This window comes from Pseudomonas sp. HR1, assembly GCF_030175875.1.
GTDB classification, from domain to species: Bacteria; Pseudomonadota; Gammaproteobacteria; order Pseudomonadales; family Pseudomonadaceae; genus Chryseomonas; species Chryseomonas oryzihabitans.
In genome coordinates, this window is record NZ_JASNRF010000004.1 from 190,833 (window position 1) to 216,064 (window position 25,232).

Here is a 25,232-nt window from a genome sequence, read left to right on the forward strand (position 1 = left end):
GCGGGGTGGGTGTGGTTAGACAGACCCTGGATGCGTCCGGCTAGTGCCCTCGAAAGGCCAGCGCTGGGAACCAGCGCTCGCTGCCCTGCCCGGAGTAAGGGGCAGGGCAGCGGTATGACATCAGCCCCAGTTGCCGATGCCGCGCTCGCCAGCGGCGACGGTGGAGGCCACGTCGGTGAGGTCGTGCGTACCCACCAGCTGGATCAAGGAGTCCGAGGCGTCGATCTGGCCGCGGTCGCTGCCGTCATGGAAGACGTAGGTGTCCTTGCCATAGTGGAAGACCGCAGCGTGCGCGTCGCCGGTGGTGTTCTGGACCACCTGCTGCAGGGCGGCATAGAGGCTGGTCGCGCCCTTGAGGGTGGCGTCCGCCACGGTGGTGACCGCCGAATCCACGAACAGCGAGGAGCCGAAGACGATCTGGTCATCCTTGGCGTTGTAGTCGGTCACGGTCACGTGGTTGGCTGCCAGGGAGCGGTTGGCAGCGGCGCTACTGGAGCCGTCGAAGTTGACCAGGCTGGAGGTGAGCAGGCTGAGGGTGTCTCGGCCTTCACCCAGGGTGACGGTGGCGCCATGGCCATAGTTGCCGCGTACCGTGGCGTTGTGGGCAGCCACCCCTTCGGTGAACAGCAGGTCGACGAAATCGTTGCCGGCACCGGCCTTGATGACGATGTCGGCCTGCTGAATATGGGCGCCGATCTGGTCATTGCCGGCGCCGCTGTCGACGGTAAGGGTCTTGACCCGGCAGTTGCTCAGGGCGGCCACGCTGTCGAGTTCCGGCGCGGCGATGGTGCTGACCTGAATCAGGTCGTTGCCGCTGCCGGTGGTCACGCTCTTGAGGAAGGCGCTCTGGCTGGAATAGAGGTGATCCAGGCCGTGCTCGTAGCCATTGAGGAAGTCGATCGACAGGCCGGCGGTGGACTTGGAGCCGTCGAAGGTCTGCAGGCCGTCGAAGTTGTTGAGGGTGATGATGTCGCCTTCGTGGAACTGGTTGTCAGCGGTGTCGGTGAGGCTGACGGTGAGCTTGGTGATGCTCGAATCCAGGGTGCCGTCGCTGGCGGTGGCGCCGCGGGTATGGCCGTCGAGGCGCGTCAGCTGGCCTTCCCAATGCCCGGTCAGGGTCAGCTCGTTCAGGGTCGAGCCGGCCGCATAGTGGGGGCCCTTGGCATCGAAGGTCTTGGCGAAGCCAACGTATTCGGGCGCGGTATTGATGTCGAGGGTCAGCCGCGGCTGGCTCTGGAAGGCGTAGTAGGTGACGCCGTCAGAGATGCCGGCCGGCTTGGCGGGGGCGGCGGTCAGCGGCGCCTTGGTGGTGGCGGCGGCGGTGAACAGGGGAGCGGGGGTGTCCAGGGGGTTCTTGTAGGTCATTGCGGTCATCCTTAATGCAGGTCAGGCCTTGCGCTCGCTGGACACGTTCTCGCGCAGGGCAAGACGTTTCACACAGCTGAACGTCACGCCGACAGTGCCTAGCTTTCCACGGAGCTACAGCGAACCACGCCGCAATTTCATCGGGCCACTAGTGGGATGCCGCTAAACGGTAGTGCGCTAAAAGTTCAATAGGCAGACGATTAAGGCGACCAGCAGCGCGATCAGCACCGGTGACCAGCGGGTGCGCAGGAGCAGCGCCAGGGCCAGGGCGGCCAGGACGACATCCGTCAGGCTGCGGATCGCCCCCGTCCACACCGGATCGTAGAGCGCCGCGAGCAGCAGACCGACCACCCCGGCGTTGAGTCCGGTCAGCAGGCGTTGCCAGCCGGGGTGCTGGCGCAGCGACTGCCAGAAGGGCAGGGCCGCGAGCAGGAGCAGGGCGCCGGGCAGAAAGATCAGCAGGGTCCAGAACAGGCCATTGAGCCAGGCGGGCAGGGCCGCGGGCACTAGGGCCCCCAGGTAGGCGGCAAAGGTGAATAGCGGTCCGGGCACCGCCTGGGCCAGGCCGTAGCCGGCCATGACCTGGCTGTCGCTGACCAGGCCGCTGGGCACCACCACCGCCTGCAGCAGCGGCAGCACCACGTGGCCACCGCCGAACACCAGGGCGCCGGTGCGATAGACACCCGCGGCCAGGTTGTCCCAGACGGGTAAGAGCAGCAGCGGCAGCAGGAACAGCAGCAGTGCGATCACACCCAGGCGTCGGGAGAGTCCCGTTTGCAGGCTCGGGGCCGGCGGCGTGGCGGCGGGCGCCAGGGCCAGGCGCCCGACCAGGGCGGCCAGACCCAGGCCCAGCAGCTGGCCCGCCGAACCGGGCAGCCAGAGCGCCAGGCCGGCGACGACCAGCGCCAGGACGCGGCGCGAGGTATCCGGGCACAGGCTGCGGCCCATGCTCCAGACCGCCTGGGCCACCACCGCCACGGCAAAGACCTTGAGCCCATGCACCGCGCCCGAGTCGGCCAATCCCGGAAAGTGGGCGAGGCCCAGGGCGAACAGGATCAGCAGCAGGGCGGAGGGCAGTGTGAAACCCAGCCAGGCCGCCAGCAGACCCCAGCCACCGGCACGCCCCAGGCCCAGGGCCATGCCGACCTGGCTGCTGGTCGGGCCGGGCAGCAGCTGGCAGAGGGCAACCAGCTCGGCATAGGCGGCTTCGTCCAGCCACTGGCGCCGCGTGACGAAGGCCTGGCGGAAGTAGCCGAGGTGGGCGATGGGGCCGCCAAAGCTGGTGCAGCCCAGGCGCAGGAAGATCAGGAAGACCTGCCAGGCGCCGTCCTTATCGCGGGCGATGTCGCGCATGGGGGCCTCGATCAGCCGCGCGGCGCCGCAGAGGGAACCACCACCTCGCCATCCTCCTTGACGAAGGGACCGCGCTGCGGCTCGGGCAGGATCTCCAGCACCCGTTCCGAGGGCCGGCAGAGGCGGGTACCCAGGGGGGTCACCACGATGGGTCGATTGATCAGCAGGGGATGCTGCAGCATGGCGGCGATCAGGGCCGCGTCATCCAGCTGCGGATCGTCCAGGCCCAGCTCGGCGTAGGGCGTACCCTTCTGACGCAGCAGCTCGCGCACCGGCATGCCCAGGTCGGCGATCAGCCGCTCCAGCTGCGCCCGGTCGGGCGGTGTCTCCAGGTAGTGGATGACCGTCGGCTCGACGCCGCTGTTGCGAATCAGGCCCAGCACGTTGCGCGAGGTGCCGCAGGCGGGGTTGTGGTAGATCGTGATGGCGCTGTTCATGGACGGTCTCGACGGTGGGAAGGGGCACCCCGTTCGTACCAGCCACGCGAGCCGTTCACCAGGCGCACGACCAGCAGCATCAGCGGTACCTCGATCAGGACGCCCACCACGGTAGCCAGGGCGGCGCCCGAGTGGAAGCCGAACAGGCTGATGGCGGCGGCCACCGCCAGTTCGAAGAAGTTGCTGGCGCCGATCAGCGCCGAGGGACAGGCCACGCTGTGGCTCTCGCCCACCAGGCGATTCAGCCAGTAGGCCAGGGCCGAATTGAACAGCACCTGGATCAGGATGGGCACGGCCAGCAGGGCGATCACCAGCGGCTGCGCCAGGATGGCCTCGCCCTGGAAGGCGAACAGCAGCACCAGGGTTGCCAGCAGGGCGGCCATCGAGAGAGGGCCCAGACGGGCCAGGGTGCGGTCGAAGGCGGCCTGACCCTGGCGCAGCAGCGCCCGCCGCCAGAGCTGGGCGAGGATCACCGGCAGCACCAGGTAGAGAACCACCGAAAGCAGCAGCGTGGCCCAGGGCACCGTGATCGACGACAGGCCCAGCAACAGGCCGACGATGGGGGCGAAGGCGAAGACCATGAGGGTGTCGTTCAGCGCGACCTGGGACAGGGTGAACAGCGGATCGCCCTGGGTGAGTCGACTCCAGACGAAGACCATGGCGGTGCAGGGCGCCGCTGCCAGCAGGATGAGCCCGGCGATGTAGCTGTCCAGTTGCTCCGTCGGCAGCCAGGGCGCGAAGAGCTCGCGAATGAACAGCCAGGCGAGCAGCGCCATGGAGAAGGGCTTGACCGCCCAGTTGACGAACAGGGTGACGCCGATCCCGCGCCAGTGCTGGCGCACCTGGCCGAGGGCGCTGAAATCCACCTTCAGCAGCATCGGCACGATCATGATCCAGATCAGCAGGCCGACCGGCAGATTGACCTGGGCCACCTCGATCCGGCCGATAGCGCGGAACAGGCCCGGAGCCAGCTGGCCGAGGGCGATGCCGGCGAGGATGCAGAGCGCGACCCAGAGGCTGAGATAACGCTCGAAGGTGTTCATGGCGGGTGCTGCCGGGGGGCAGGCGGGGGGACTGTGCATGGCGGGCCTGGTCTTGTGGTTGGCGGTGGAGGGACGGAGGTCAGCAGGAGCAGCGCGGCGATGCGCTGACCGCGCAATCATCGCCGGCGCAACAGTGCTCGGTCAGGTAGCCGAGCAGGGCATTCATCTGGTCATAGGCCGCGCGATAGATGAGATTGCGGCCCTGCTGTTCCACCGAAACCAGACCGGCATTGGCCAGTTCCTTGAGGTGGAAGGAGAGGTTGCTGCGGGCTACCTCGAGCTGATCGGCCAACTGGCTGGGGGTAAGGCCGGTCGTGCCCGCGACCACCAGGGCGCGGAAGACCTTCAGGCGCTGGGCGTGGGCGAGGGCGGCGAGGGCGGAAACGGCAAGCTCTTCATTCATGGTTCAATAGTACAAGGATCGTTGAATCATTGAATGATAGGGCGTGGTGGGCGTCTGGTCGAGCCCCTATCAGCGGCGCAGCTGTCGCAACGCTTCCAGTACCTGCTGCAGCGGGCGACTCAGCGGTTTGTCGCGGCGCAGCACCAGGGCCAGGGTGCGGGTCAGGGGCGGTGCCAGCGGCTGAACCTGTAGTCCGTGGCGATGGTGCTCGGTGGCCACGGCGATGCCGGGCACCAGGCTGTAGCCGAGGCCGGCGGCCACCAGTTCCTTGAGCGCTTCGATGCTGCCCAGCTCCATCACCGGTCGACTGGCCTGGCCAGCGCGGCGAAACCAGTCGTCGATCAGCAGCCGGGTGCTGCTGCCGGTCTCGAAGGCCAGCAGCGGCGTCTCGGCCAGGTCGGCTGGCGCCAGCGCGCGCGCTGGCAGGGGACTGGCGGGGGGCAGCAGGGCGACGAAGGCATCCTCCAGCAGGGGTTCCACCTGCAGGTTGCGACCGCTGGCGGGCAGGGTGACCAGGCCCAGGTCGAGGCGGTTGTCTTCCACCGCCCGCAGGACGTCCAGGGTGTTGCCGGTGCTGACCCGCACATCCAGCTGCGGAAAGCGCTGGCGCAACTGGCCCAGCAGCGGCGGCAGGAGGTGGATGCAGGCGGTGGCGCCGGTGCCGATGGCGACCCGGCCGGCGACCGTCTCGCCATGGCTGGAGAGGGCCTGTAGGGCCTGGTCCACCGCGGTCTGGATCCGTTCGGCGTGATCCAGCAGCAGACGACCCGCGGCGGTGGGCTTGAGACCGCGCCCCAGGCGCTCCAGCAGCTTGAGACCCAGGCGTCGCTCCAGCTGGCGGATCTGCAGGCTGACCGCCGGCTGGCTCAGCCCCAGGCGATCGGCCGCGGCGGAAAAGCTGCCGGTGGCGACGACCTGGACGAAGGTCTCCAGCTGAGTGAGGTTGAGGTCGGCCATGCCAAGGTTTCGCTTATACCGGTGATAACCGAGCATAGCTTTATCTTTGGCTGGCCGTCCCGGCATGATCGCCCTATCGATCCCGTGAATGGACCTCTCCCGTGAACACCGCTCTGCTGTTGCGCGATGCCACCCCTGCCGATCTGCCGGCCATCCAGGCCATCTATGCCCCGCACGTGCTGCATGGCTGCGCCAGCTTCGAGCTGGAACCGCCGGACCTGGCCGAGCTGGGCCGCCGCCTGGCCGCGGTGCGCCAGGTCGGGCTGCCTTACCGGGTGGCCGAGCTGGAGGGCGAGGTGGTCGGCTATGCCTATGCGGTGCTCTATCGCCCGCGCCCGGCCTATCGCCACACCGCGGAAGACTCGGTGTACGTGCGCGACGGCCTGGGCGGCCAGGGCATTGGCCGCCGCCTGCTGGAAGAGATCGTCGCGGCCTGCACGGCAGCGGGCTTTCGCCAGCTGGTGGCGGTGATCGGCGACAGCGCCAACCAGGGCTCCATCGCCCTGCATCAGCGGCTGGGCTTTCGCACCGTCGGCACCTTCGAGGCGGTGGGCTTCAAGCACGGGCGCTGGGTGGACACGGTGCTGATGCAGCGCAGCCTGGGTGAGGGCGAGCGGACCCCGGGTACGCGCTGATGACGCCGATGCCGAGCGATCGCGCCATCTGGCAACTGGGGCTGATGCAGTTGCTGGCCTGGGGCCTGGCCTTCTATCTGCCCGGGGTCTATGGCCCGGCGATGGCCGCGGGGCTGGGCTGGGACGCGCGCTGGGTCTATGGCGGCTTTTCCCTGGCGATGCTGACCATGGGCCTGGTCTCGCCCTTCAGCGGCGCGGTGATCGAACGCCTGGGTGGCTGTCGCACCCTGCAACTCGGCCTGGTGCTCGATGCCCTGGGCTGCCTGGGCCTGGCCGCGGCCCAGTCGGCGCCGCTGTTCTACCTGGCCTGGGTGACCCTGGGCGTGGGCATGCGCCTGTCGCTGTACGACGCCGCCTTCGCCACCCTGGCGCGGCTGGCCGGCGAGCGGTCGCGGGCGGTGATGGTGCGCATCACCCTGCTCGGTGGATTGGCCTCGGCGGTGTTCTGGCCATTGGGACATTGGCTGCTGGAGGGGCTGGGCTGGCGCCTGGGGCTGGTGGTCTATGCCGGCATCGCCCTGGCCGGGCTGCTGTTGCTTCTGCCGCTGCCCAATGTACGGGGATGCCTGCCCAGTGCCGAGGTGCCCGTCGCGGCGGCGGGCGGCTCGCCACGCCTGGCCAGGGTACTGTTCGCCACCGGGATGGCCTTGATCGGCTTTCTTTCGGCGGGACTGTCGGCGCATCTGCCGGCACTGCTGGCCGAGCGTGGGGTGCCGGTGGGGGTGGCGGCGCTGTGGGGGATCGGCCAGGTCTGCGCGCGGCTGGCGGAACTGGCCTCCGGGCAGCGGCTTTCGGCGCGCCAGCTCAATCTGTTGCTGGGCCTGGGCCTGCCGCTGAGTTTCGCCCTGGCGCTGGCGAGCGAAGGCCACCTGGGCCTCACCGCCGGCTTCGTCTTTCTCTATGGCGCCCTCAACGGCCTGGTGGCGGTGCTGCGAGCCAGCCTGCCGCTGGAACTGTTCGACCGGGCGCTCTATGCGCGGCTGACCGGCAAGCTGCTGGCGCCGAGCTTTCTGCTCTCGGCGGCCGCGCCCTGGTGCTATGCCCTGGCGCGGGAAAGTTGGGGGGGTCGTGGTCTGCTCGGGCTTTGCCTGCTGGTCAGCCTGGGCGTGACCCTGGCCGCGCTGGGGCTGCTCGGCCGGCGGCGTCCGGCGCCGGCCTGAGGCGGGCGCGCTAGTTCAGGCGGCGGGCGAACTGACCCACCGCACCCACCACGCGCTGGGCGCCGTCCTGGATCTCGGTGATGCGGGTACCGGCGGCATTGGCCAGTTGCAGGCCCTGTTCCGCCTGGTGCTTGCTCGCTGCCATGTTGGCGACCGCGGTCTGCGCCAGCTGCTGGTTCTGCTGCACCACGCCGACGATCTCCTCGGTGGCCTTGCTGGTGCGGCCGGCCAGTTGGCGGACCTCGTCGGCCACCACGGCGAAGCCCCGGCCCTGTTCACCGGCCCGCGCCGCTTCGATGGCGGCGTTGAGCGCCAGCAGGTTGGTCTGTTCGGCGATGCCGCTGATGGTCTTGACGATGGTGCTGATGACCAGCGACTGCTCGCCCAGGGCCTCGATGCCGTTGGAGGCGACCTGTAGCTCCTCGGCGATCTTGCGCATCACCGAGACGGTGTTCTGCACCACCTCGGCACCCTGGCGGGCGCTTTCGTCGGTCTGCTGGGAGATGTCGAAGGCGACCTTGGCCGCCTCGGCCACCGCTTGTTCCTGTTCCACCTGCTCGGTGATCACGGTGGCGAATTTGACCACCTTGTACAGCTCGCCACGGGTGTTGAGCACCGGGTTGTAGGAGGCCTCCAGCCACACGGTACGGCCATGGCTGTCGAGGCGCTTGAAGCGGCTGGCGATGAATTCGCCACGATTCAGCCGCGCCCAGAACGCCTGGTATTCGGCGGAATTGGCTTCTTCGCTGGTGCAGAACTGCCGGTGGTGCTTGCCCTGGATCTGCTGCAGCGAATAGCCCATGCCCTGCAGGAAGCGGTCGTTGGCGGTGAGCACCTCGCCGGCCAGGTTGAATTCGATGACCGCGGTGGATCGCAGCAGGGCGTTGATCAGCCCGGAATGCTCGGTGGAGGTCTCGACCTGTTCGGTACGGTCGTTGCCGTAGCAGATGGTCTTGTGGATGCGGCCGTCGGCGTCGCGCAGCGGCTGCCAGGTGGCATAGAGCCAGGCTTCCTGGCCGTTGGCCCGCAGCAGGCGGTACATGCCGCTGGTCTGGTTGCCCTGGCTGAGCGCATTCTTGAGGTCGCGATAGCAGGGCAGTTGTTTGACGTATTCCGGAATGAAGGCATCCAGCGGACGCCCCACCACGTTCTCGGCGCGATAGCCCATCTCGCGGCAGAAGCGTTCGTTGACCCGCTCGACGTTGCCGCGCTCGTCCACGGTAAGACTTAGCGCCTGGCTTTCGAAACCGGCGTGCAGCTGACGCAATTCGGCGACCTCGGCGCGCAGTTGGGCGAGTTCGGTCTTGAGCGGGCGATTGAACATGGCAGGACACCGAGAGGAGTGAAAGTATGACTTCCACTACTTCGACGGTGCCGGGATTTTCTTAAGGGGAGCGCAGCGACTTTCGACTAAAGCCGCAGCCGTCAGGCCTGGCGACTGGCGATGAAACGCCGGAAGACTTCCAGGGTGGCCTCGCTGACATGGTGCTCCATGCCCTCGGCATCGCGGCGGGCGGTATCGGCGTCCACGCCCAGGGTCAGCAGGAAGGTCTCCACCACATGGTGGCGGGCGCGACTGGCTTCGGCCAGGGCTTCGCCTTCGGGGGTGAGGAAGACGCCGCGATAGGGACGCTGCACGATCAGGCCGGCGGCGGCCAGGCGCTTGAGCATCTTGGCCACGGTCGGCTGGGCCACGCCGATGCGCGCGGCGATGTCGACCTGACGGGCTTCACCGCCGTCCCGGATGAGGTCGGAAATGAGCTCGACATAGTCTTCGATCAGCTCCTGACGATGCGCCTCGCGGACCTGTTGAAAACCTTCCATATGAATGGATGGATCGACCAACCGATTCAGCAGTTCGTCGTCCTTTGTCATGTTGCCCACCTGAATGACCTTCTCCGCAAAGACCTGAGGCGCGTCGAGAGGACGCGATCGGGCGCCATTTTGACCGAGTTGCGGGCGAATACCAAAGATTCCTTCGCCAATGGGCGTTATCGACGGATGAGATAGAGATTTTTTATTGCTGGATGTGTGAATTTTAGCCTAGGCTAAATTCTCCAAAGGGTAGTCCTACCTTGCCGCACGAGTCCGCCATGAAAGAATCCGCCAGCTACGTCGAGCCTGCCTGGCAGGAGCCTGCGCCGTCCGCCCGGCCCAGTCTGGGGCGGATGAATGCCAGCGTGCCGGTGCCCGAAGGCGGCAGCTGGTTGCGGCGGCTGCTGGCCTTTCTCGGCCCCGGCTACATGGTCTCGGTGGGCTACATGGATCCGGGCAACTGGGCCACGGACCTGGCCGGCGGCTCGCAATTCGGCTACCTGCTGCTGTCGGTGATCCTGCTCTCCAACCTCATGGCCATCCTGCTGCAGGCCCTGGCCGCACGGCTGGGCATCGCCACCGGGCTGGACCTGGCCCAGGCCTGCCGCGCGCGTTATTCGCGGCCGGTGAGCCTGCTGCTGTGGATCGCCTGCGAGATCGCCATCATCGCCTGCGACCTGGCCGAGGTGATCGGCACCGCCATCGCCCTCAACTTGCTGTTCGGTATCCCGCTGATGTGGGGCGCCATCCTCACGGCGCTGGACGTCTTTCTCATCCTGCTACTGATGAATCGCGGCTTTCGCTGGCTGGAAGCCTTCGTCATCGCCCTGCTGACGCTGATCTTCGTCTGCTTCGGTGTGCAGATGGTGCTGGCCCAGCCGTCCCTCGCCGCGATCGCCGACGGCTTTCTGCCCAAGGCGGAAATCGTCACCAATCCGGCCGCGCTCTACCTGGCCATCGGCATCATCGGCGCGACGGTGATGCCCCATAACCTCTATCTGCATTCCTCCATCGTGCAGACCCGCGCCTATCCGCGGACCGAGGAGGGGCGCCGGATGGGCCTGCGCTGGGCGGTGGCCGACAGCACCCTGGCGCTGATGCTTGCGCTGTTCGTCAACGCGGCCATCCTGATCACTGCCGCGGCGGTGTTCCACAGCGCCGGGCGCACCGACGTGGCCGAGATCCAGGACGCCTACCACCTGCTGTCGCCGATGCTGGGCGTCGGCATCGCCTCGCTGCTGTTCGCGGTGGCGCTGCTGGCCTCGGGCATCAATTCCACGGTCACCGCGACCCTGGCCGGCCAGATCGTCATGGAAGGCTTCCTGTCGCTGCGCATTCCCGACTGGGCGCGGCGGCTGATCACCCGCGGCATCGCCGTGATCCCGGTGGTGGTGGTGACCGGTCTCTATGGGGAAAGCGGCACGGCCAAGCTGCTGGTGCTGAGCCAGGTGGTGCTGTCCATGCAGCTGCCCTTCGCGGTGATCCCACTGGTGCGCTTCGTCTCGGATCGCCAGCTGATGGGTAGCTTCGTGATCGGTCGGCTCACACAGGTGCTGGCCTGGGCGATCGCCGGGCTGATCGTGGTGCTCAATGTGAAGCTGCTGGCCGATATCCTTCTCGGATAGCGGATAACTGAGGTCTGACGACCTTTGGTGGCTCTGGAATGCTGGTCTGGGAACTTCTAAAAGCGTGACGGTATCAATCCGTTACCACAATAAGTTCTTCCCATAACCACCCTGGAGCACTTGCCATGTCCTACGACGCCCGCCACACCCCAGCCTATGCGGCCACCACGGCCACCGCTACCGCACCGCTGCTGAAGCGTATTTCCTGGAGTTCGATCATCGCCGGCGTGGTCATCGCCCTGACCGTGTCGCTGCTGCTGAGCCTGCTCGGCACCGCCATCGGCTCGGCTTCCATCGATCCACAGCAGGAAGCCAATCCGCTGTCCGGCCTGGGCAAGGGCACCGGTATCTGGGTCGGCGTCAGCGCCGTGGTGTCGGTCTTCGTCGGTGCCTGGATCGCCGGTCGCCTGGCCCAGCGCGAAGGCGCCCTGCACGGCATCCTGGTCTGGGCCAGCGTGACCCTGGTCAGCGTCTATCTGGTGTCCAGCGCCGTGAGCGGCGTGGTGCGTACCGGTCTGAACGTGGCGGGCAGCGGTCTGTCGATGATCGGCAGCGGCCTGTCCCAGGCGGCACCGGCCCTTACCAACCAGGTTCAGGACCAACTGCGTCAGCAGGGCATCCAGCTCGACCTGGGTGATCTGCAGAACGAACTGGAAACCGCGCTGCGCCAGACCGGCAAGACCGAACTGCAGCCGGAGAATCTGAAGCAGCAGGCTCAGGGCGCCGAACAGGACGCCAAGAACACCGCCCAGAACAGCGCCAACAATCCGCAGCAGACCGATGACCAGCTGAGTGCACTGCTGGATCGTCTGAAGCAGCGTGGCGACCAGGCCTGGAACGCCGCCGACCGTCAGGCGCTGGTCAACCTGATTAAGGCCCGCACCGGCAAGAGCGATGCCGAGGCCAACGCGATCGTCGATAAGGCCCAGCAGACCTACCAGCAGGCCTATGCCAAGTACCAGGAGCTCAAGGCCCAGGCCGAACAGAAGGCTCGCGAAGCGGCTGACGTGGCTGCCCGCAAGGTCTCCCAGGCCAGCTGGGTCCTGCTGATCAGCCTGGTGATCGGCGGCATCGTCGGTGCCATCGGTGGTGCCCTGGGTCGTCGTACCCAGCCGGCCAACAAGGTGGTTGCCGCCTAAGCGCAGCATCCAGCGGATCCCGCGGGATCCGCTGACCAAGCACGAGGCCCGGACTGGCGACAGTCCGGGCCTCGTCGTTCAGAGATGACGCCTCGCCTAACGGTCTGGCCGCAGCACCCGGGCGAGCAGCTGCCGGCACAGCACCAGGTCCGGGCGCTCGGCGCCGAACAGGGTGCGATAGATCAGCGGGGCGACCAGGCCATCGAGCAGGACGTCCAGGGTCGGAGCCGGTTCGCCACGGCTGCGGGCGCGTTCGAGCAGCAGCTCCAGGCGTTCCCGGGTCGGCTCGGTGCAGCGCACCGCGCAGCCCGGATCGGTGGCCGCCAGGGCGTCCCTGAGCATGGCCTGGCCGGGGGTGGAGGCGAGGTCGTCGACATAGTGTTCCAGCCAGCGTTCGAGATCGCCTCTCAGGCTGCCGGTGTCCTCGGGCGGCTGGTCCGGGCGCAGCCGCTGCAGGTCGACGTCGGCCAGGAGACTGGGCAGATTGCCCCAGCGACGATAGAGGGTCGAGGGCGTGACCCCGGCGCGCGCGGCGATCAGGGGGACGGTGAGGGCTTCCCGGGGCTGCTCCTGCAGGAGCGCCAGGACGGCCTCGTGGATGGCTTGCTGAACGCGGGCACTGCGGCCGCCGGGACGGGCTTGCTTGCTGGTCATGGTGACAGGATACCCGGCTCTTAACGCAAACGCATTGCTTTTGCTGCAGGAAGGGTTCAGGCTTTAAAGCAATTATTTAGCTTTAAGGTGCGGACATGTCTTCGCTGAACGGCTCCTCCTCTCCACGCCTGACGCTGCTGGGTTCAGTGCTGCTGACCTTCCTGGCCGCGTCCAGCGCGCCGACCCCCCTCTATGCCAGCTACCAGCAGGCCTGGGGCTTTTCCACCTTCTGGCTGACCTGGGTGTTCGCCGTCTATGCCTTCGCCCTGCTGGCCGCCCTGCTGGTAGGCGGGCGGCTGTCCGATCATCTGGGGCGGCGGCCGGTGATCCTGGCGGCGCTGCTGCTGGAGGCCGGTGCCATGCTGCTGTTCCACCAGGCGCATGACCTGGCGGATCTGGTACTCGCCCGCGCCCTGCAGGGCCTGGCGACCGGGATTGCCACCAGTGCCCTGGGTGCGGCGCTGCTCGACGTGGATGCCGAGCGCGGTCCCTGGTTGAACAGCCTGACGCCGCTGCTCGGCATGGCGATCGGCGCGCTGGGCTGCGGCCTGCTGGTGGAATTCGCGCCGGCGCCGCTGCAACTGGTCTATCGGCTGTTCTTGGCGCTCTTTCTGCTGCAGGGCCTGGCGCTGCTGCGCCTGCCCGATAGCGGTCCGCGCCGACCGGGTCTGCTCGCCGCCTTGCGCCCCCAGCTGGCGGTGCCGCCCCAGGCCCGCGCCATGCTCTGGCGGGTCCTGCCGCTGGAGCTGGCGGTCTGGGCCGTGGGCGGCTTCTATCTGTCGCTGATGCCGGCGTTGGTCAAGGCGGCGACCGGTACGACGTCGATCCTGGTCGGCGGGGGCGTGGTGGCCGGCCTCACGCTCACCGGTGCGGCCTGTCTGCATGGCTTGCGCCTCTGGCCGGCGGCGCGCCTGCTGCGGCTGGGGGCGAGCACCCTGGTGGCCGGTCCGGCGCTGCTCTGGCTGGCGGTGGCCAGCGGTCAGCTGGGACTCTTCGCTCTGGGCACCCTGGTGACCGGCGTCGGCTTCGGCAGCGGCTTTCTCGGCGCCACCCGCAGTCTGCTGCCGCTGGCGGAAGCGACCCAGCGCGCCGGGTTGCTGGCCGCCTTCTATGTGCTCAGCTACCTGGCGTTCTGCCTGCCGGCCCTGGCGGTCAGCGCCCTGGTGCCACGGCTGGGCCTGACTGGCGCCGCCGAGCTCTATCTGGTCGGGGTGATCCTGCTGGCGCTGCTGGGGGTGCGCAATAGCCTGCCCCGTGCCTGCGTGCAGCCGGGTTAGAGCAGGATGTCGGCGGGACCGAAAATGGCCCGCTCGACGGGGCTGCCGGTGACCCGCTCTTCATTGGAGAAGCCGTCGTGGTCGCGCAGCGGGCCGAAGTCGATGCCGGTCAGCTGCTCGATGCGCAGGACGCTGCACTGGTAGGTGCGCAGGCGACCGAAGGCGATGGAGAGCTCGTCCAGTTCGCGGCGCTGGTCGATGAGGTAGGCGCTGGCGGAGGGCTTGCCGTCGTCACCGAGAAAGGCCACCACCTTCCAGAAGGCTTCGGGGATCCGGGCGTCGCGATAGGCGCGGTCATCCGCACGCAGGACCGGGCCGCTGAAGACGCTGACCCGTGCCTGCCAGCGGTGGGTGTTGTCGAGAATGTAGTCCTCCAATTCCAACCAGGTCTTCTGGTTGAAGGCGGCCATCTGCGGCGCGCAGTTGGTGAAGTGGAAGGTGTCTTTATTGGCCTGGGCCGCCATGGGACCCCAGTTGGGATCCTGGCGCCGCACCAGATGACCCCGGTCGAGCAGGTTGTCGGCATAGAGCGCCTCGCCGAGCTGGGCTTCCAGCGGCACCCGCCCGTCACAGGCCCAGGCATCGCGGCTACGTAGCACCTCCTGGTGCTGGCTGCCGTCGATATTGACCCCGACCCAGAGCGCCATTCGCCGGCTGCGCGAGAGGCTGACTGAGAAGTGGGTGTAGTCCAGGCGGTCGCCCGAGGCGGGCAGGGGATAGACATCGCCGGCCAGGGCCGCGCTCGGACGGGGCCAGGGGACCTGGAAGTCCCCAAGGAAATCGGCCTGGTAACCCTGGCGATCGGCCAGGCTGGCGGCGGGGGTGATGCGCGGCTCGGCGCTTCTCAGACCGGCGGGTTGCGCCGGCAGCAGGGGGCGCAGGTCGGCGAGGCGCGGGCGATAGGCGAGATCGACGGCAAAGGGCTGGCTGGACATGGCGGCGCTCTGGCGAAAGGGGCGAACCGCCAGCGCAGCACAGGGAGGTTACCGGACGATGACGACGGTCAGCGAATCGGTATGCACCGGCGCTAGCTGGCAAACTCGTTCGCGACCTAACGATTCCAACCCTTGAGTGAACCGCCCATGAAGCTATCGCTGTTTTCCCCCTTTGCCCGCCAGCGCGTCTGGCTGCTCGGCGTGCCCGGCCTGCTCCTCACCGGCGCCGCCCTGGCCAGTCAGCAGTCCGATGCCAAGGGCTTCGTCGAAGACGGTGACCTGACCCTGCTGCTGCGCAACTACTACTACCTGCGCCAGAACGAAGGCGACGGCCATGGCGCTGAAGCGCGCAACAGTCGCGATCCGCGCAGCTGGACCCAGGCCTTCCTGCTCAACTACACCTCGGGCTTCACCCAGGGCACCGTGGGCGTGGGTGTGGATGCCTATGGCTATCTGGGTCTCAAGCTGGATGGCGGCGATGGCCACGCCAACACCCCGAACATGCCGGTGGACGGCGACGGCAGCCAGCGCAGCGAATTCAGCAAGGGTGGAGCGGCGGTCAAGCTGCGCGTCTCCAACACCGTGCTCAAGTACGGCGACCAGCAGCCCACGGCGCCGGTGCTGGCGGCGGGTGGCAACTGGCTGTTTCCCCAGACCGCCCGGGGCTGGAGCCTGGTGAGCCAGGAGGTCGATCACCTGATGCTCGAAGGCGGTCACTTCACCGCCGCCACGGCGCCGCGCACCACCGGTTCGGACGGCGGCATCTTCGCCGGTTACGCCGGCGTCGAAGCGGCCTCGGCCAGCTACGCCGGGGGCGTCTACAAGTTCAGCGATCACCTCAGTGCCTCGCTCTATGCCGGGCACTTCGAGGATGTCTGGGACCAGTATTACGGCAACCTCAACTATGTGGTGCCGCTGGCCGCCGAGCAGAGTCTGACCTTCGACGCCAACCTCTATCGCACCCTGGACGCCGGCAGCGCCAAGGCCGGCAGTATCGCCAATACCGCCGGCTCGCTGGCCGCCGCCTTCCAGACTGGCGCCCACACCTTCACCCTGATCCACCAGCGTATCCATGGCGACCAGCCCTTCGACTACGCGGTCTTCGGCGCGCCGGTGCCGGGGTCCTTCGGTGATTCCATCCTGCTCGGCAACTCGATGCAGTTCTCCGACTTCAACGGCCCGGGCGAGCGCAGCTGGCAGGCCCGTTACGACCTGAACATGGAAAGCTATGGCGTGCCGGGCCTGAGCCTGATGGTGCGCCATACCCGTGGCAGCGGCATCGATGGCACCCATCTGGCCGCGGACTCGGCCTATGCCGGTCTCTATGGCGACGGCGACAAGGAACACGAGACCGATCTGGAGGCCAAGTACGTCCTGCAGAACGGCCCGGCCAAGGACCTCAGCTTCCGCCTGCGCCAGGCCTGGCATTCCGGCAGCCAGAGCACCGGCGGCACCGTGGCCGAAACCCGGCTGATCACCGAGTATCCGTTGAATATCCTGTGATGGGCGGCGCTCTGCAGGTTGGGCCTTGTAGGTTGGGTTGAGCGCAGCGAAGCCCAACGGTGCCGAGGTCATGCGCGGCTTGTTGGGCTTCGGCGATAAGGCCGCCTCAACCCAACCTACAGGGCTGGGCCTGGTGGGTTGGGTTGAGCGCCGCGAAGCCCAACAGTCCATTGGCCATTGGCATGTCCGGGAGTGCCCTCACCCCAGCCCTCTCCCAAGGGGAGAGGGGGCAGTTCGGTGTGATCGGGCACCGTGTAGGTTGGGTTGAGCGCAGCGAAGCCCAACAGTCCATTGGCCATCGACATGTCCGGGAATACCCTCACCCCAGCCCTCTCCCAAGGGGAGAGGGGGCAGTTCGGTGTGATCGGGCGCCTCGTAGGTTGGGTTAAGCGCAGCGAGGCCCAACAGTCCATTGGCCATCGGCACGTCCAGGAATGACCTCACCCCAGCCCTCTCCCATGAGGAGAGGGGGTAGCCGCGTAGAGTGGATAACGGCGCAGCCTTATCCACGCCCAGGTGCAGAGGGCAGTGGAAAACGCGGCGCGGTTTTCCACGCTACGGATACCCTGGCAGCGCGACACCAGGGGACAAGCTACCACCCGCGCCGGACCCAACCGCCCCCTCTCCCTCGGGGAGAGGGCTGGGGTGAGGGTTGCCCCCCCGCCAACGGTGCCAGGATCGAGCGCGGCTTGTTGAGCTACGGCGATGGAGTAGCCTCAACCTAGCTAAGGCCAACCTTGGCTACTTGCCACCTTTGGCCATCGGCATGTCCGGGAATACCCTCACCCCAACCCTCTCCCAAGGGGAGAGGGGGCAGTTCGGTGTGATCGAGTGCCGTGTAGGTTGGGTTGAGCGCAGCGAAGCCCATTTCAGACTTTCGCTCGCGATTCCTCCAGCAGCCGCTCGATCTCCCCATGCAGCCGCTCGGTGGCGCCAACCCGGTCGATCCACCATTCGGTGGACCAGACGCGCAGCAGCGTCCAGCCGAGGCCCTGGAGGATGGCGCTGCGGGTCTTGTCGCGGTCGCGGGCGGTGGCGGCGCTGTGGTAGGTGGCGCCGTCGCATTCGATGCCCACCAGGTAGTCGCCCGGACGGTCCGGATGGACGATGCCCAGGTCGATGCGGAAACGCGACACGCCGATCTGCGGCACCACCTGCCAGCCCTTGGCCTCTAGCGCCTGGGCCACGGCTTCCTCGAAGGGCGAGTCGTGGCCGCCCAGCGAGCCCTTGACCGCCGCCGCCAGGGCCTGGGGACCGCGCTGGGCGAATTCCAGGAACAGCTTGAGATCCCGTACCGCGCGGGCATTGGTGCGGTTGAGGTCGATCAGCCCCGGATCGAAGGAGGAGAACACCAGCATCTCCCGCCGCGCCCGGGTCACGGCCACGTTGAGGCGGCGCCAGCCACCGTCCTTGTTCAAGGGGCCGAAGTTCATCGACATCGTATTGGCGCCCGGCTCGGTGGGACCGAAGCCGATGCCGAGCATGATCAGGTCGCGCTCGTCGCCCTGGACCGTTTCCAGATTCTTCACCACCACCGGCTCGGCCAGGTCTTCGGCGAAGTGCGCCTCGATCTCCGGGTGCTGCTGGCGCGCGCGGTCGAGCAGATCGGTGACCAGGCGCTGCTGTTCGCTGTTGAGGGTGATGATGCCCAGGCTGAGACCGGCGAAGGCCGGGTCGAGCAGGCGCTTGACCGCCTCGGCGACCATGGCCTGGGCTTCCAGAGCGTTGTGACGCCCCTTGCCCTTGGCGTAGACGCCGTCCACCCGCCGCCATTCCACCGCGCTCGGACGGATCTCCGGGGCGGGGAAGGTGATGAGCTTGCCGTCGTAGTAGTGATGGTTGGAAAAGGCGATCAGGCTCTCGTGGCGACTGCGGTAGTGCCAGTTGAGGCTGTGGCTGTAGATGCCGGCGCCCAGGCATTCGTCGAGGATGCTCTCCAGGTCCTCGGCGGTGTCGTCCTCGCCGGCGGCGCGGTCGAAGAAACGGGTCGGCGGCATCTGCCGGGGGTCGCCGGCGATCACCACCTGCACGCCGCGGGCGATGGCGCCCACCGCGTCCCAGGGCGCGATCTGCGAGGCTTCGTCGAAGATCACCAGGTCGAACAGGCCGCCATCGGGCGGCAGGTACTGGGCGATGGACAGCGGACTCATCAGCATGCAAGGCGCCAGCCGCGCCAGGGCGTCGCCCATTTCCAGCGCCAGCTGGCGCAGCGGCTTGTGCCGGCGCTGCTTCTGCAATTCGTGCTTGAGCACGGCGAAGCCGCCACCCTGGCGCGCCGCGTCGTTCTTCGGCGGCAGGCCGTGGCAGAGCAGGGCGCGGATATGGCGCACGGCGAGGGTCTGCAGGCGATCGTCCAACCGGCGATAGGCCTGGATGTCGCTTTCGTGCTCGGCCGGGACGAAATCGCGCAGCAGCGGCTCGGCGTCCAGGGCGGTGGCGGCGAACCAGCGGGCATAGGCGGTTTCGAAGACGGCTGCGAGATCCTCGCCGGAGCCGACCGAGACGCGCGCGATCAGCGCTGCCAGGCCGAGGGCGTCGGCTTCCTCGCGGACCCGCTGCCAGTCGCACCAGGCCTTGAGGCGACCGGGCTGGCGCAACAGGGCGGCGGCGGTGCGTACCAACTCGGCGGCCGGGGTGTCTGCCGGCAGTCCCGCCTGCTCGGCGAAGCTCTGGCGCGCGGCTTCGGCGGCCTCCAGGGCGGCGGCGAAGGCGCTGCTGGCCGGGGCCAGACTGGTGTCTGCCGGCTGGTCCTCGGAATGCTGCAATCGGCGTGCTGCGGCCTGGCGCAGGGCCAGCAGCTGCTCGGGCGTTTCCGCCAGGGTCGGCAGCGCCGTGCTCAGCCTTTCCGCCAGGGCGCGGCGCGCGAGCAGGGCCTCCAGGTCGCTGGTGACGCCCTGCCAACCGCTGATGCCGGCCAGGTTGGGCGTCAACTCGTCCAGTTCGGTGAGCAGGGTGCGCTGGCGCCGCAGGCGAGGCAGGTCGGCGGCCACATCGGGCTGGCCCTGGGTTTCGCCCTGGCGGGCGAGATCCTGGGTGACCTGGCGCTGGGCGCGGCTGGCGAAGATCCAGAAGCGCTGCCCGGCGGCGTCCCAGGCGGTTTCCAGCTGGGTCAGGGCGACGCGGCGACAGGCTTCGGCGGCATAGGGCACCGACAGCTCGCGCTCCAGCGTCTGGTAGTCCCGCAGCAACTCCAGGGCGCGCCCCAGCTGGCGCTGACGCTCGGCGGCGCCAGGCCCGAAGGCGAAGGCCAGGTCCTGGCCGGCGGCGTTCTGCAGCAGCTCGGCGAATTCCAGCAGGCGCCGGGGTGCCACCTGATCCGCCAGCGGCAGGCCAAGGACATCGCGCAGGCGTTGCCGCGCCTGCTGCAGGGCCTGCTGGGTGTCGCGCAGCCGTTCGGCGGCGCCGACCAGGGCGTCCTGCCAGGCGTTGGACCAGGGATGGGCCGGCAGGAGGGCGAAATCCGCCGCCAGGCTGCGGCCGGTCTCGGCGTGCAGGGCCAGGCGGCGCACGGCGTTGCGCAACTCGGCCAGGGCCTCGGCGTCGTGGGCGTCGGCATTGGGCCAGGCCAGGCGCGGTGTATCGGGGGCGGCGTCGCGCAGGACGCGGCCAATGCTCTGCTGCAGGGTCAGGCCATTGGGCCAGCGCCGGTGCAGGCGCTCGACCACTGCATTGAGGCGATCGCGCAGGCGTTCCACCTCGGCGGCCTCGGCCAGCCATTCTTCTTCGTCGAGGCCGTCGCGGGTATCCCAGGCGCGCTCCAGCTGCTTGAGTACCTCGGCCTTGGACGCCTTGCTCGAATGCAGCTCCAGGCAGAATTCGCCCAGCCCCTGGGCCTCCAGGCGGCGATACACCACGTCCAGGGCCGCGCGTTTCTCGGCGACGAACAGCACCCGCCGACCGAGCGCCAGGTTGTGGGCGATCATGTTGGCGATGGTCTGGGACTTGCCGGTGCCGGGCGGGCCGTCCAGCACGAAGTCCTGGCCACCGGCCGAGGCCAATACCGCCGCCAGTTGCGAAGAATCCGCCGGCAGCGGGGTGAAGAGTTCGGCCGGGGTGACCTGGCGATCCAGCTCGCGCTCGCGGGGAAAGCTGCCCCCGCTCAGGTAGGCGCCGGATTCCGTGGTGCGCTCCAGCAGGTGACGCACCAGCGGGCTTTCCATCAGCTGGTCGCTGCGCTCGGTGAGGTCCTTCCACATCAGGTACTTGGCGAAGGAGAACTGGCCGAGCAGCAATTCGTTGCTGACCTCGAAGCCGGGCAGGTCGCGCACCGCGCGGCGGACCCTGGTCCAGATGCCATCCACGTCGATGCCGTTGCCATCGCCGGGTAGCGGGCCGTCGAGCCCGGAAATGTCCAGGTCGAAGTCGTGGCGCAGGAGCTCCAGCAGGGTCAGGTTGAAGCGTGGCTCGTCCTCGAACAGGTGCAGGGTGATGCCGCTGGCGGCGCTCTGTCGCTCCAGGCGCACCGGCAGCAGGATCAGCGGCGCCCGGTAGTGCTTGGGATCGTCGGCCGCCTTCTTCCAGCGCAGGAAGCCCAGCGCCAGGTAGAGGGTGTTGGCGCCGCCCTCGTCGAGATCGCTGCGGGCGCGGCGATAGAGCTCCACCAGGGCCGCGTCCAGTTTGGTCGCATCCAGGGGCGCGACCACCTCGCCGCGGGCCAGGGCGCCGCGGGCGTATTCGTCGTCGAGATTCTCGTGCTCGCGGGCTTCGTGCAGCACGGCGTCGCGCCCGCTCACCGCCAGATCCGGCAGCGGCACCAGGCGCAGTGCCCGGCCCTCGGCCAGGCGATCTTCCAGCGCCGCCGGCTCGGGGCAGAGCAGGGGCACGCTGCGGGCGTTGTCCGGCACATGCAGCAGGCGATTGCGGGTGGTGAGGTCGAGCAGCTTGCGCTGCCACAGTGCCAGGCGCCCGACCGGGGTGGTCGGCGCCGCCTCGACGTCCACGTCGAAGGCCGGCAGCGGCGGGGCTTCTTCCAGGGCTTCGCCGGGCAGCAGCAGGCCGTCCGCATGGATGGCCGGCTGGCCGGGCACCGCCAGCGGGCGAATGCGTTGCAGACGGGCACGACGAACGTCCAGCGCCAGCACGAAGGACTCGTCGTCCAGCTGCCGCTCGGCCAGTTGCATGGCCTGGCTGAAGGAAGGCGGCGGCGAGGCGGTGGCCTGGGTGGTCTCGAAGACCAGCAGGTCCTTGAGCGCTACCCGCTTGCGCACCGGCTCGGCGTCGTCGGTGAGCAGCTGGGCGAATTCCTGGGGCTGCAGCCAGACCCCGGCGAAGGCATGGCCGCGGGTAATGACCAGCAGCGGATTGAGACCGGCCTGTTCCAGCGCCGCGCAGGCGAGCAGGGCGAGATCCAGGCAGGTGGCCAGGCCGCCGTCGAGGATGGCGCCCGGCGTGCGGATCTTCTGGCCCTGGCGCTCGAAACTGGCCGGCGGCACCGCATAGGTCAGCTGCAGACCGCACAGCGCCGACCAGAGCGCCGAACCCAGCTCCCAGACGCGTCGCCGCGAGCCGCTCTCGTACCCGTCCAGCGCCGTGGACTTGCCGGCGCGGCGCAAGACCTCGGCGGCCGCGCCCAGCAGGCGATCCACCGCCGGGTCGTTGGGCATGACGAAGGCCGCGGCCAGCTCGGGCATGCTGTCCACGCCGCCCCACTGGTTGCGGGCCAGCAGCTCGACCGGATAGCGCCGCGTCTGCAGGATCTCTTCGCCCTGGCGTACCGTGAAGGTCAGCTGGGCGACCAGGCTTTCCTGCAGACTGCCGAGCAGGGCGGCGTCGAATTCGAGGTCGCGATCATCGAGATGAAGGGTGCCCTTGGGGTCCAGGCGCTCCAGGTGCCAGGTGCGCGGGACCACGAAGGCCGGCTCGGCGGTCACCGTCAGGCTGACGTCGACCAGGGGTTCCTGGCCGCTGTGGGTGAGGCGCAATTCGCGCAGCACGGGCACCGCGTTCTGGTGCGCCGCAAAACCGATCTTGCCGGCCAGCACCAGTTCGACATCCACGCTCATCGCCTACCACCCTTGCTTATTGCCTAAGGTAGATGAATGTACAGTAGTAGGAGTGTCGATGCAGCTCATAGCCGGCCTGGGCAAGCGGAAAAAGTCCTTTGGTGACGGGCGGTTGCGTGGTTTGAGGGATAGGTCGCGCTTCAGGCCGCCGGGGTCGGGAAGACCAGGCTGAAATGGATGCCCCGCTCATCCTGCTCGACCTCGGCGCGGCCGCCGTGCAGGCGCATGATGGCGGCGACGATGGCCAGGCCCAGGCCGTTGGAATCATGGGGCTGGTGGCGCGAGGGATCGGCGCGGTAGAAGCGGTCGAACAGCCGACGCAGGTGCTCCGGTGCCAGCGCCGGCCCGGCATTGCTGACGCGGATGCGCCCGCCGTCCGCCTGCAGGAGGATCTCGCCGTCCGGCTCGGCATAGCGGATGGCATTGGCCACCAGGTTGCTCAGGGCGCGGCGCAGCATCAGCGGATCGGCGACAACCTCGCCGCCGCCCGATACCACCAGGCGCAGGCCGCGCTCGTCGGCCGGCCCTTCGAAATAGTCGGCGATGCGCGCCAGCTCTTCGTCCAGCTGCAACGGCTGCGGGGTCAGCACCGCCTGGGCGTCGTCGGCGCGGGCGAGGAAGAGGATGCTTTCCACCAGCCGCGAGATGCGCTCCAGCTCCTCCAGGTTGGACGCCAGCAGCGCCTGGTAGTCCTCGGCACTGCGCACCTGGCGCAGGGCGACCTCGGTATGGCCCATGAGGGCATTGATCGGCGTGCGGATCTCGTGGGCGAGGTCGGCGGAAAACTGCACCAGTCGGCCATAGCCGTCGGCCAGTCGCGCCAGCATGGCGTTGTAGTTCTCCACCAGCGGTTGCAGCTCGCGCGGGGCATCGGCCAGCTCCAGGGGCGCGGCCAGGCGGGTCGGGGTGATGCCGCCGGCATGGCGGGCGATGCGCCGCAGCGGCGCCAGGCCGCGTCGCAGCAGCAGATAGCCGAGGCCAGCGGTACACAGGAAGGCCAGGGTCACCGCGCCGATCAGGCCCAGCCGGAAATCGGCCAGGGTGGTGTCTTCGTTGCGCAGCACATGGGCGGCGGTCAGCTCCACCGGGCCTTCGGGGGTGTTCACCGCGACCCGCGCCGCGCGCCAGCGGGTGCCGTCGGCCAGCTGGCCTTCGCGCAGATCGGCCCGGGTCGGTCGTCGGGTCTGGGGGATGACGGCCAGCTCGGGAAGGGCGATCTGCAGCGGATTGGAGGCGATCACCGGCTTGGCGCCCGGCGCGCCGATGAGAAAGACGTCCTGCTCGTTACCCAGCATGTTGGCGAACAGCTGTGGGCTGCGCTCCAGCGTTTCCAGTGACAGATCGGCGCTGAGCAGGCTGCGAAAATGCGCCAGGCGACCGAGCAGGGCATAGTCCGCGCGCTCCAGCACCGTCCGTTCCAGGCTGTGGTAGAGGAAGACGCCCGCGCCGCCCACGGCGAGCAGCGCCACCAGGGCGAACCCCAGGGTGGCGCGCAGGATCAGCGAGGGTGAGCGGGCGCTCAAGGGCGGACCTCGCAGACGTAGCCGATGCCGCGCACGGTATGGATCAGCTTGACCGGGTAGGGGTTGTCGACCTTGGCGCGCAGCCGCTTGATGGCCACGTCCACCACGTTGGTGTCGCTGTCGAAGTTCATGTCCCAGACCTCGGCGGCGATCAGGGTGCGCGACAGCACCTCGCCCTCGCGGCGCAGCAGCAGGTGCAGCAGGGCGAATTCCTTGTTGGTCAGCACGATGAGGTCGTCGCCACGGTTCACTCGTCGCCGCAGGAGGTCCAGCTGCAGGTCGGCGAGGTGGAAATGCTCGGGCTCGCGCACCACGCCACGCCGCAACAGGGTGCGGATGCGCAGCAGCAGCTCGACGAAGGAGAAGGGCTTGACCAGGTAGTCGTCGGCGCCAAGCTCCAGGCCGCGGATGCGATCCTGCAGGCCATCGCGGGCGGTGAGAAAGAGCACCGGCACGTCGAGCTTCTTGCGCAGCACCTCCATGATCTGCCAGCCGTCGATGCCGGGCAGCATGACGTCGAGGATGATCAGGTCGTAACGGCCGTCCAGGGCCAGGTGCAGGCCGTCGGCGCCGTGCTGGGTCCAGTCGACCGCGTAGCCGGATTCGCCGAGGCCCTTCTTCAGGTACTCGCCGGTCTTCTGGTCGTCTTCGATGAGGAGAATGTGCATGACGTAATGGTAGGGCTTCCGGTCGCTCCGCTGGGTGACATTTTTGTCATTCGCCGGTCATCTTGCTGACCCCCCACGCGTCGCACTGTGGCGGGGCGATTCCCTATCCCAGGAGGCTCCATGCGTACCCAGACTCTGCTCCGCGGTTCCCTCGCCCTGCTGCTCGCCGGCAGTGCCCTGCTGGCTCAGGCCGCGCCCATGCCCACCGTCAAGCCCATGCGCGGCACGGTGGACAGCGTCCAGGGCGACACCCTGGCCTTCACCACCCGCAATGGCGCCCACCAGACCCTGATGCTGGATGACAAGACCAGCTACCGCGCCGTATCCAAGGCCAACCTGGATCGCATCGAGGCCAACAGCTTCATCGGATCCGCTGCCACACCGCAGCCCGACGGCACCCTCAAGGCGTTGGAGGTGACGGTGTTCGAGGCCAGCCTGCGCGGCTCCGGCGAAGGCCACTACGGCTGGGAAAATGCCGATGGCAGCACCGGCACCATGACCAACGGCACCGTGGGCGAACTCAAGAAGGCCAACGGCCGCACCCTGACCGTGCAGTACAAGGGCGGCGAGAAGCAGCTGGTGGTGCCGGAAGACGTGCCCATCGCCTATGTCGAGAAGGGCGACCGCAGCCTGCTCAAGCCCGGTGCCAAGGTCGTGCTGTTCCCCGCCGAAGACGGCAAGCACGCCAAGGGCGTGGCCGTAGGCAAGGACGGTTTCACCCCGCCCATGTAAACCCCA

Annotated in this window: 20 protein-coding genes; 7 read left to right on the forward strand and 13 right to left on the reverse strand. The window is 68.3% G+C overall.

Annotation, left to right across the window (positions count from 1 at the left end; all coding sequences use genetic code 11):
* Window positions 1-120: 120 nt before the first annotated feature.
* The 6 genes from QKY98_RS16175 to QKY98_RS16200 all read right to left on the reverse strand — a co-directional run bounded on the left by QKY98_RS16175 (window position 121) and on the right by QKY98_RS16200 (window position 5,594).
* Window positions 121-1,365: a hypothetical protein gene (locus QKY98_RS16175; RefSeq protein WP_284671251.1), complete on the reverse strand. Its 1,245-nt coding sequence runs from the start codon at window positions 1,363-1,365 to the stop codon at window positions 121-123.
* Window positions 1,366-1,542: 177 nt separating this feature from the next.
* Complete coding sequence (gene chrA / locus QKY98_RS16180; protein WP_284671252.1) at window positions 1,543-2,718, reverse strand: chromate efflux transporter; 1,176 nt, start codon at window positions 2,716-2,718, stop codon at window positions 1,543-1,545.
* An 11-nt stretch (window positions 2,719-2,729) separates the two neighbouring features.
* Window positions 2,730-3,155 carry an arsenate reductase (glutaredoxin) gene (gene arsC, locus QKY98_RS16185; protein WP_077172315.1) on the reverse strand — a complete coding sequence of 142 codons (426 nt, stop codon included), beginning with the start codon at window positions 3,153-3,155 and terminating at the stop codon, window positions 2,730-2,732.
* Window positions 3,152-4,198, reverse strand: coding sequence for an ACR3 family arsenite efflux transporter (gene arsB / locus QKY98_RS16190; protein WP_144957786.1), 1,047 nt, complete (start codon window positions 4,196-4,198; stop codon window positions 3,152-3,154). Before arsB ends, arsC begins: the two co-directional genes overlap by 4 nt.
* A 79-nt stretch (window positions 4,199-4,277) precedes the next feature.
* The gene (locus QKY98_RS16195; protein WP_267400189.1) at window positions 4,278-4,601 is read right to left on the reverse strand and encodes an ArsR/SmtB family transcription factor; all 324 of its coding nucleotides are present in this window, start codon (window positions 4,599-4,601) and stop codon (window positions 4,278-4,280) included.
* A 69-nt stretch (window positions 4,602-4,670) separates the two neighbouring features.
* Complete coding sequence (locus QKY98_RS16200) at window positions 4,671-5,594, reverse strand: LysR family transcriptional regulator (RefSeq protein WP_284671253.1); 924 nt, start codon at window positions 5,592-5,594, stop codon at window positions 4,671-4,673.
* A gap of 65 nt (window positions 5,595-5,659) precedes the next feature.
* Here QKY98_RS16200 and QKY98_RS16205 point away from each other — a divergent pair, with 65 nt between their 5' ends.
* Together QKY98_RS16205 and QKY98_RS16210 are read left to right on the forward strand one after the other, a co-directional pair.
* Window positions 5,660-6,193: a GNAT family N-acetyltransferase gene (locus tag QKY98_RS16205; protein ID WP_115946441.1), complete on the forward strand. Its 534-nt coding sequence runs from the start codon at window positions 5,660-5,662 to the stop codon at window positions 6,191-6,193.
* Complete coding sequence (locus tag QKY98_RS16210; protein WP_284671254.1) at window positions 6,193-7,353, forward strand: MFS transporter; 1,161 nt, start codon at window positions 6,193-6,195, stop codon at window positions 7,351-7,353. The genes QKY98_RS16205 and QKY98_RS16210 overlap by 1 nt, the downstream gene beginning before the upstream one ends.
* 10 nt (window positions 7,354-7,363) lie before the next feature.
* On the opposite strand, the gene QKY98_RS16215 is transcribed toward QKY98_RS16210, so the two are convergent.
* Both QKY98_RS16215 and mntR read right to left on the reverse strand, forming a co-directional pair.
* Window positions 7,364-8,677, reverse strand: a complete 1,314-nt coding sequence (locus QKY98_RS16215) for a methyl-accepting chemotaxis protein (protein WP_044341709.1) — start codon at window positions 8,675-8,677, stop codon at window positions 7,364-7,366.
* Between the two features lie 101 nt (window positions 8,678-8,778).
* Window positions 8,779-9,228 (reverse strand): manganese-binding transcriptional regulator MntR, encoded by a 450-nt coding sequence (gene mntR, locus QKY98_RS16220; RefSeq protein WP_027598278.1) that lies wholly within the window; start codon window positions 9,226-9,228, stop codon window positions 8,779-8,781.
* A gap of 218 nt (window positions 9,229-9,446) precedes the next feature.
* On the opposite strand from mntR, the gene QKY98_RS16225 reads away from it, so the two are divergent.
* Window positions 9,447-10,793 carry an Nramp family divalent metal transporter gene (locus QKY98_RS16225; RefSeq protein WP_144957623.1) on the forward strand — a complete coding sequence of 449 codons (1,347 nt, stop codon included), beginning with the start codon at window positions 9,447-9,449 and terminating at the stop codon, window positions 10,791-10,793.
* Between the two features lie 125 nt (window positions 10,794-10,918).
* Entirely contained in the window at window positions 10,919-11,932 is a 1,014-nt protein-coding gene (locus tag QKY98_RS16230) for a YrzE family protein (protein WP_027598276.1), read from the forward strand.
* Between the two features lie 96 nt (window positions 11,933-12,028).
* Here QKY98_RS16230 and QKY98_RS16235 read toward each other — a convergent pair whose 3' ends face one another.
* Window positions 12,029-12,586, reverse strand: a complete 558-nt coding sequence (locus QKY98_RS16235) for a TetR/AcrR family transcriptional regulator (protein WP_144957625.1) — start codon at window positions 12,584-12,586, stop codon at window positions 12,029-12,031.
* A gap of 95 nt (window positions 12,587-12,681) precedes the next feature.
* On the opposite strand from QKY98_RS16235, the gene QKY98_RS16240 reads away from it, so the two are divergent.
* Window positions 12,682-13,863 carry an MFS transporter gene (locus QKY98_RS16240; protein ID WP_284671255.1) on the forward strand — a complete coding sequence of 394 codons (1,182 nt, stop codon included), beginning with the start codon at window positions 12,682-12,684 and terminating at the stop codon, window positions 13,861-13,863.
* On the opposite strand, the gene QKY98_RS16245 is transcribed toward QKY98_RS16240, so the two are convergent.
* Window positions 13,860-14,798, reverse strand: a complete 939-nt coding sequence (locus QKY98_RS16245) for a DNA/RNA non-specific endonuclease (RefSeq protein ID WP_284671256.1) — start codon at window positions 14,796-14,798, stop codon at window positions 13,860-13,862. The two genes, QKY98_RS16240 and QKY98_RS16245, sit on opposite strands and share 4 nt — an antisense overlap.
* A 147-nt stretch (window positions 14,799-14,945) precedes the next feature.
* Here QKY98_RS16245 and QKY98_RS16250 point away from each other — a divergent pair, with 147 nt between their 5' ends.
* Window positions 14,946-16,301: an OprD family porin gene (locus QKY98_RS16250; RefSeq protein ID WP_144957788.1), complete on the forward strand. Its 1,356-nt coding sequence runs from the start codon at window positions 14,946-14,948 to the stop codon at window positions 16,299-16,301.
* 869 nt (window positions 16,302-17,170) lie between these two features.
* Here QKY98_RS16250 and proA read toward each other — a convergent pair.
* The 3 genes from proA to QKY98_RS16265 form a co-directional block, all read right to left on the reverse strand.
* Window positions 17,171-22,303, reverse strand: a complete 5,133-nt coding sequence (gene proA / locus QKY98_RS16255) for an anti-phage protein ProA (protein ID WP_284671257.1) — start codon at window positions 22,301-22,303, stop codon at window positions 17,171-17,173.
* A 140-nt stretch (window positions 22,304-22,443) separates the two neighbouring features.
* Complete coding sequence (locus QKY98_RS16260) at window positions 22,444-23,826, reverse strand: heavy metal sensor histidine kinase (protein WP_284671258.1); 1,383 nt, start codon at window positions 23,824-23,826, stop codon at window positions 22,444-22,446.
* On the reverse strand, window positions 23,823-24,494 hold the full coding sequence (locus tag QKY98_RS16265) for a heavy metal response regulator transcription factor (protein WP_284671259.1): 672 nt from the start codon (window positions 24,492-24,494) through the stop codon (window positions 23,823-23,825). The genes QKY98_RS16260 and QKY98_RS16265 overlap by 4 nt, the downstream gene beginning before the upstream one ends.
* Before the next feature lie 120 nt (window positions 24,495-24,614).
* Here QKY98_RS16265 and QKY98_RS16270 point away from each other — a divergent pair, with 120 nt between their 5' ends.
* Entirely contained in the window at window positions 24,615-25,226 is a 612-nt protein-coding gene (locus QKY98_RS16270) for a hypothetical protein (RefSeq protein WP_007160626.1), read from the forward strand.
* Window positions 25,227-25,232: the final 6 nt, after the last annotated feature.

Excerpts from the sequence above, each read along its gene's own strand:
- QKY98_RS16200 (WP_284671253.1), bottom strand. The coding sequence starts at position 5,594 with ATGCTCGGTTATCACCGGTATAAGCGAAACCTTGGCATGGCCGACCTC.
- mntR (WP_027598278.1), bottom strand. The coding sequence starts at position 9,228 with ATGACAAAGGACGACGAACTGCTGAATCGGTTGGTCGATCCATCCATT.
- QKY98_RS16270 (WP_007160626.1), top strand. The coding sequence starts at position 24,615 with ATGCGTACCCAGACTCTGCTCCGCGGTTCCCTCGCCCTGCTGCTCGCC.
- QKY98_RS16245 (WP_284671256.1), bottom strand. The coding sequence starts at position 14,798 with ATGTCCAGCCAGCCCTTTGCCGTCGATCTCGCCTATCGCCCGCGCCTC.
- arsC (WP_077172315.1), bottom strand. The coding sequence starts at position 3,155 with ATGAACAGCGCCATCACGATCTACCACAACCCCGCCTGCGGCACCTCG.
- QKY98_RS16250 (WP_144957788.1), top strand. The coding sequence starts at position 14,946 with ATGAAGCTATCGCTGTTTTCCCCCTTTGCCCGCCAGCGCGTCTGGCTG.
- QKY98_RS16175 (WP_284671251.1), bottom strand. The coding sequence starts at position 1,365 with ATGACCTACAAGAACCCCCTGGACACCCCCGCTCCCCTGTTCACCGCC.
- QKY98_RS16265 (WP_284671259.1), bottom strand. The coding sequence starts at position 24,494 with ATGCACATTCTCCTCATCGAAGACGACCAGAAGACCGGCGAGTACCTG.
- arsB (WP_144957786.1), bottom strand. The coding sequence starts at position 4,198 with ATGAACACCTTCGAGCGTTATCTCAGCCTCTGGGTCGCGCTCTGCATC.
- QKY98_RS16235 (WP_144957625.1), bottom strand. The coding sequence starts at position 12,586 with ATGACCAGCAAGCAAGCCCGTCCCGGCGGCCGCAGTGCCCGCGTTCAG.
- QKY98_RS16240 (WP_284671255.1), top strand. The coding sequence starts at position 12,682 with ATGTCTTCGCTGAACGGCTCCTCCTCTCCACGCCTGACGCTGCTGGGT.
- QKY98_RS16225 (WP_144957623.1), top strand. The coding sequence starts at position 9,447 with ATGAAAGAATCCGCCAGCTACGTCGAGCCTGCCTGGCAGGAGCCTGCG.
- QKY98_RS16210 (WP_284671254.1), top strand. The coding sequence starts at position 6,193 with ATGACGCCGATGCCGAGCGATCGCGCCATCTGGCAACTGGGGCTGATG.
- QKY98_RS16215 (WP_044341709.1), bottom strand. The coding sequence starts at position 8,677 with ATGTTCAATCGCCCGCTCAAGACCGAACTCGCCCAACTGCGCGCCGAG.
- QKY98_RS16195 (WP_267400189.1), bottom strand. The coding sequence starts at position 4,601 with ATGAATGAAGAGCTTGCCGTTTCCGCCCTCGCCGCCCTCGCCCACGCC.
- QKY98_RS16230 (WP_027598276.1), top strand. The coding sequence starts at position 10,919 with ATGTCCTACGACGCCCGCCACACCCCAGCCTATGCGGCCACCACGGCC.
- chrA (WP_284671252.1), bottom strand. The coding sequence starts at position 2,718 with ATGCGCGACATCGCCCGCGATAAGGACGGCGCCTGGCAGGTCTTCCTG.
- proA (WP_284671257.1), bottom strand. The coding sequence starts at position 22,303 with ATGAGCGTGGATGTCGAACTGGTGCTGGCCGGCAAGATCGGTTTTGCG.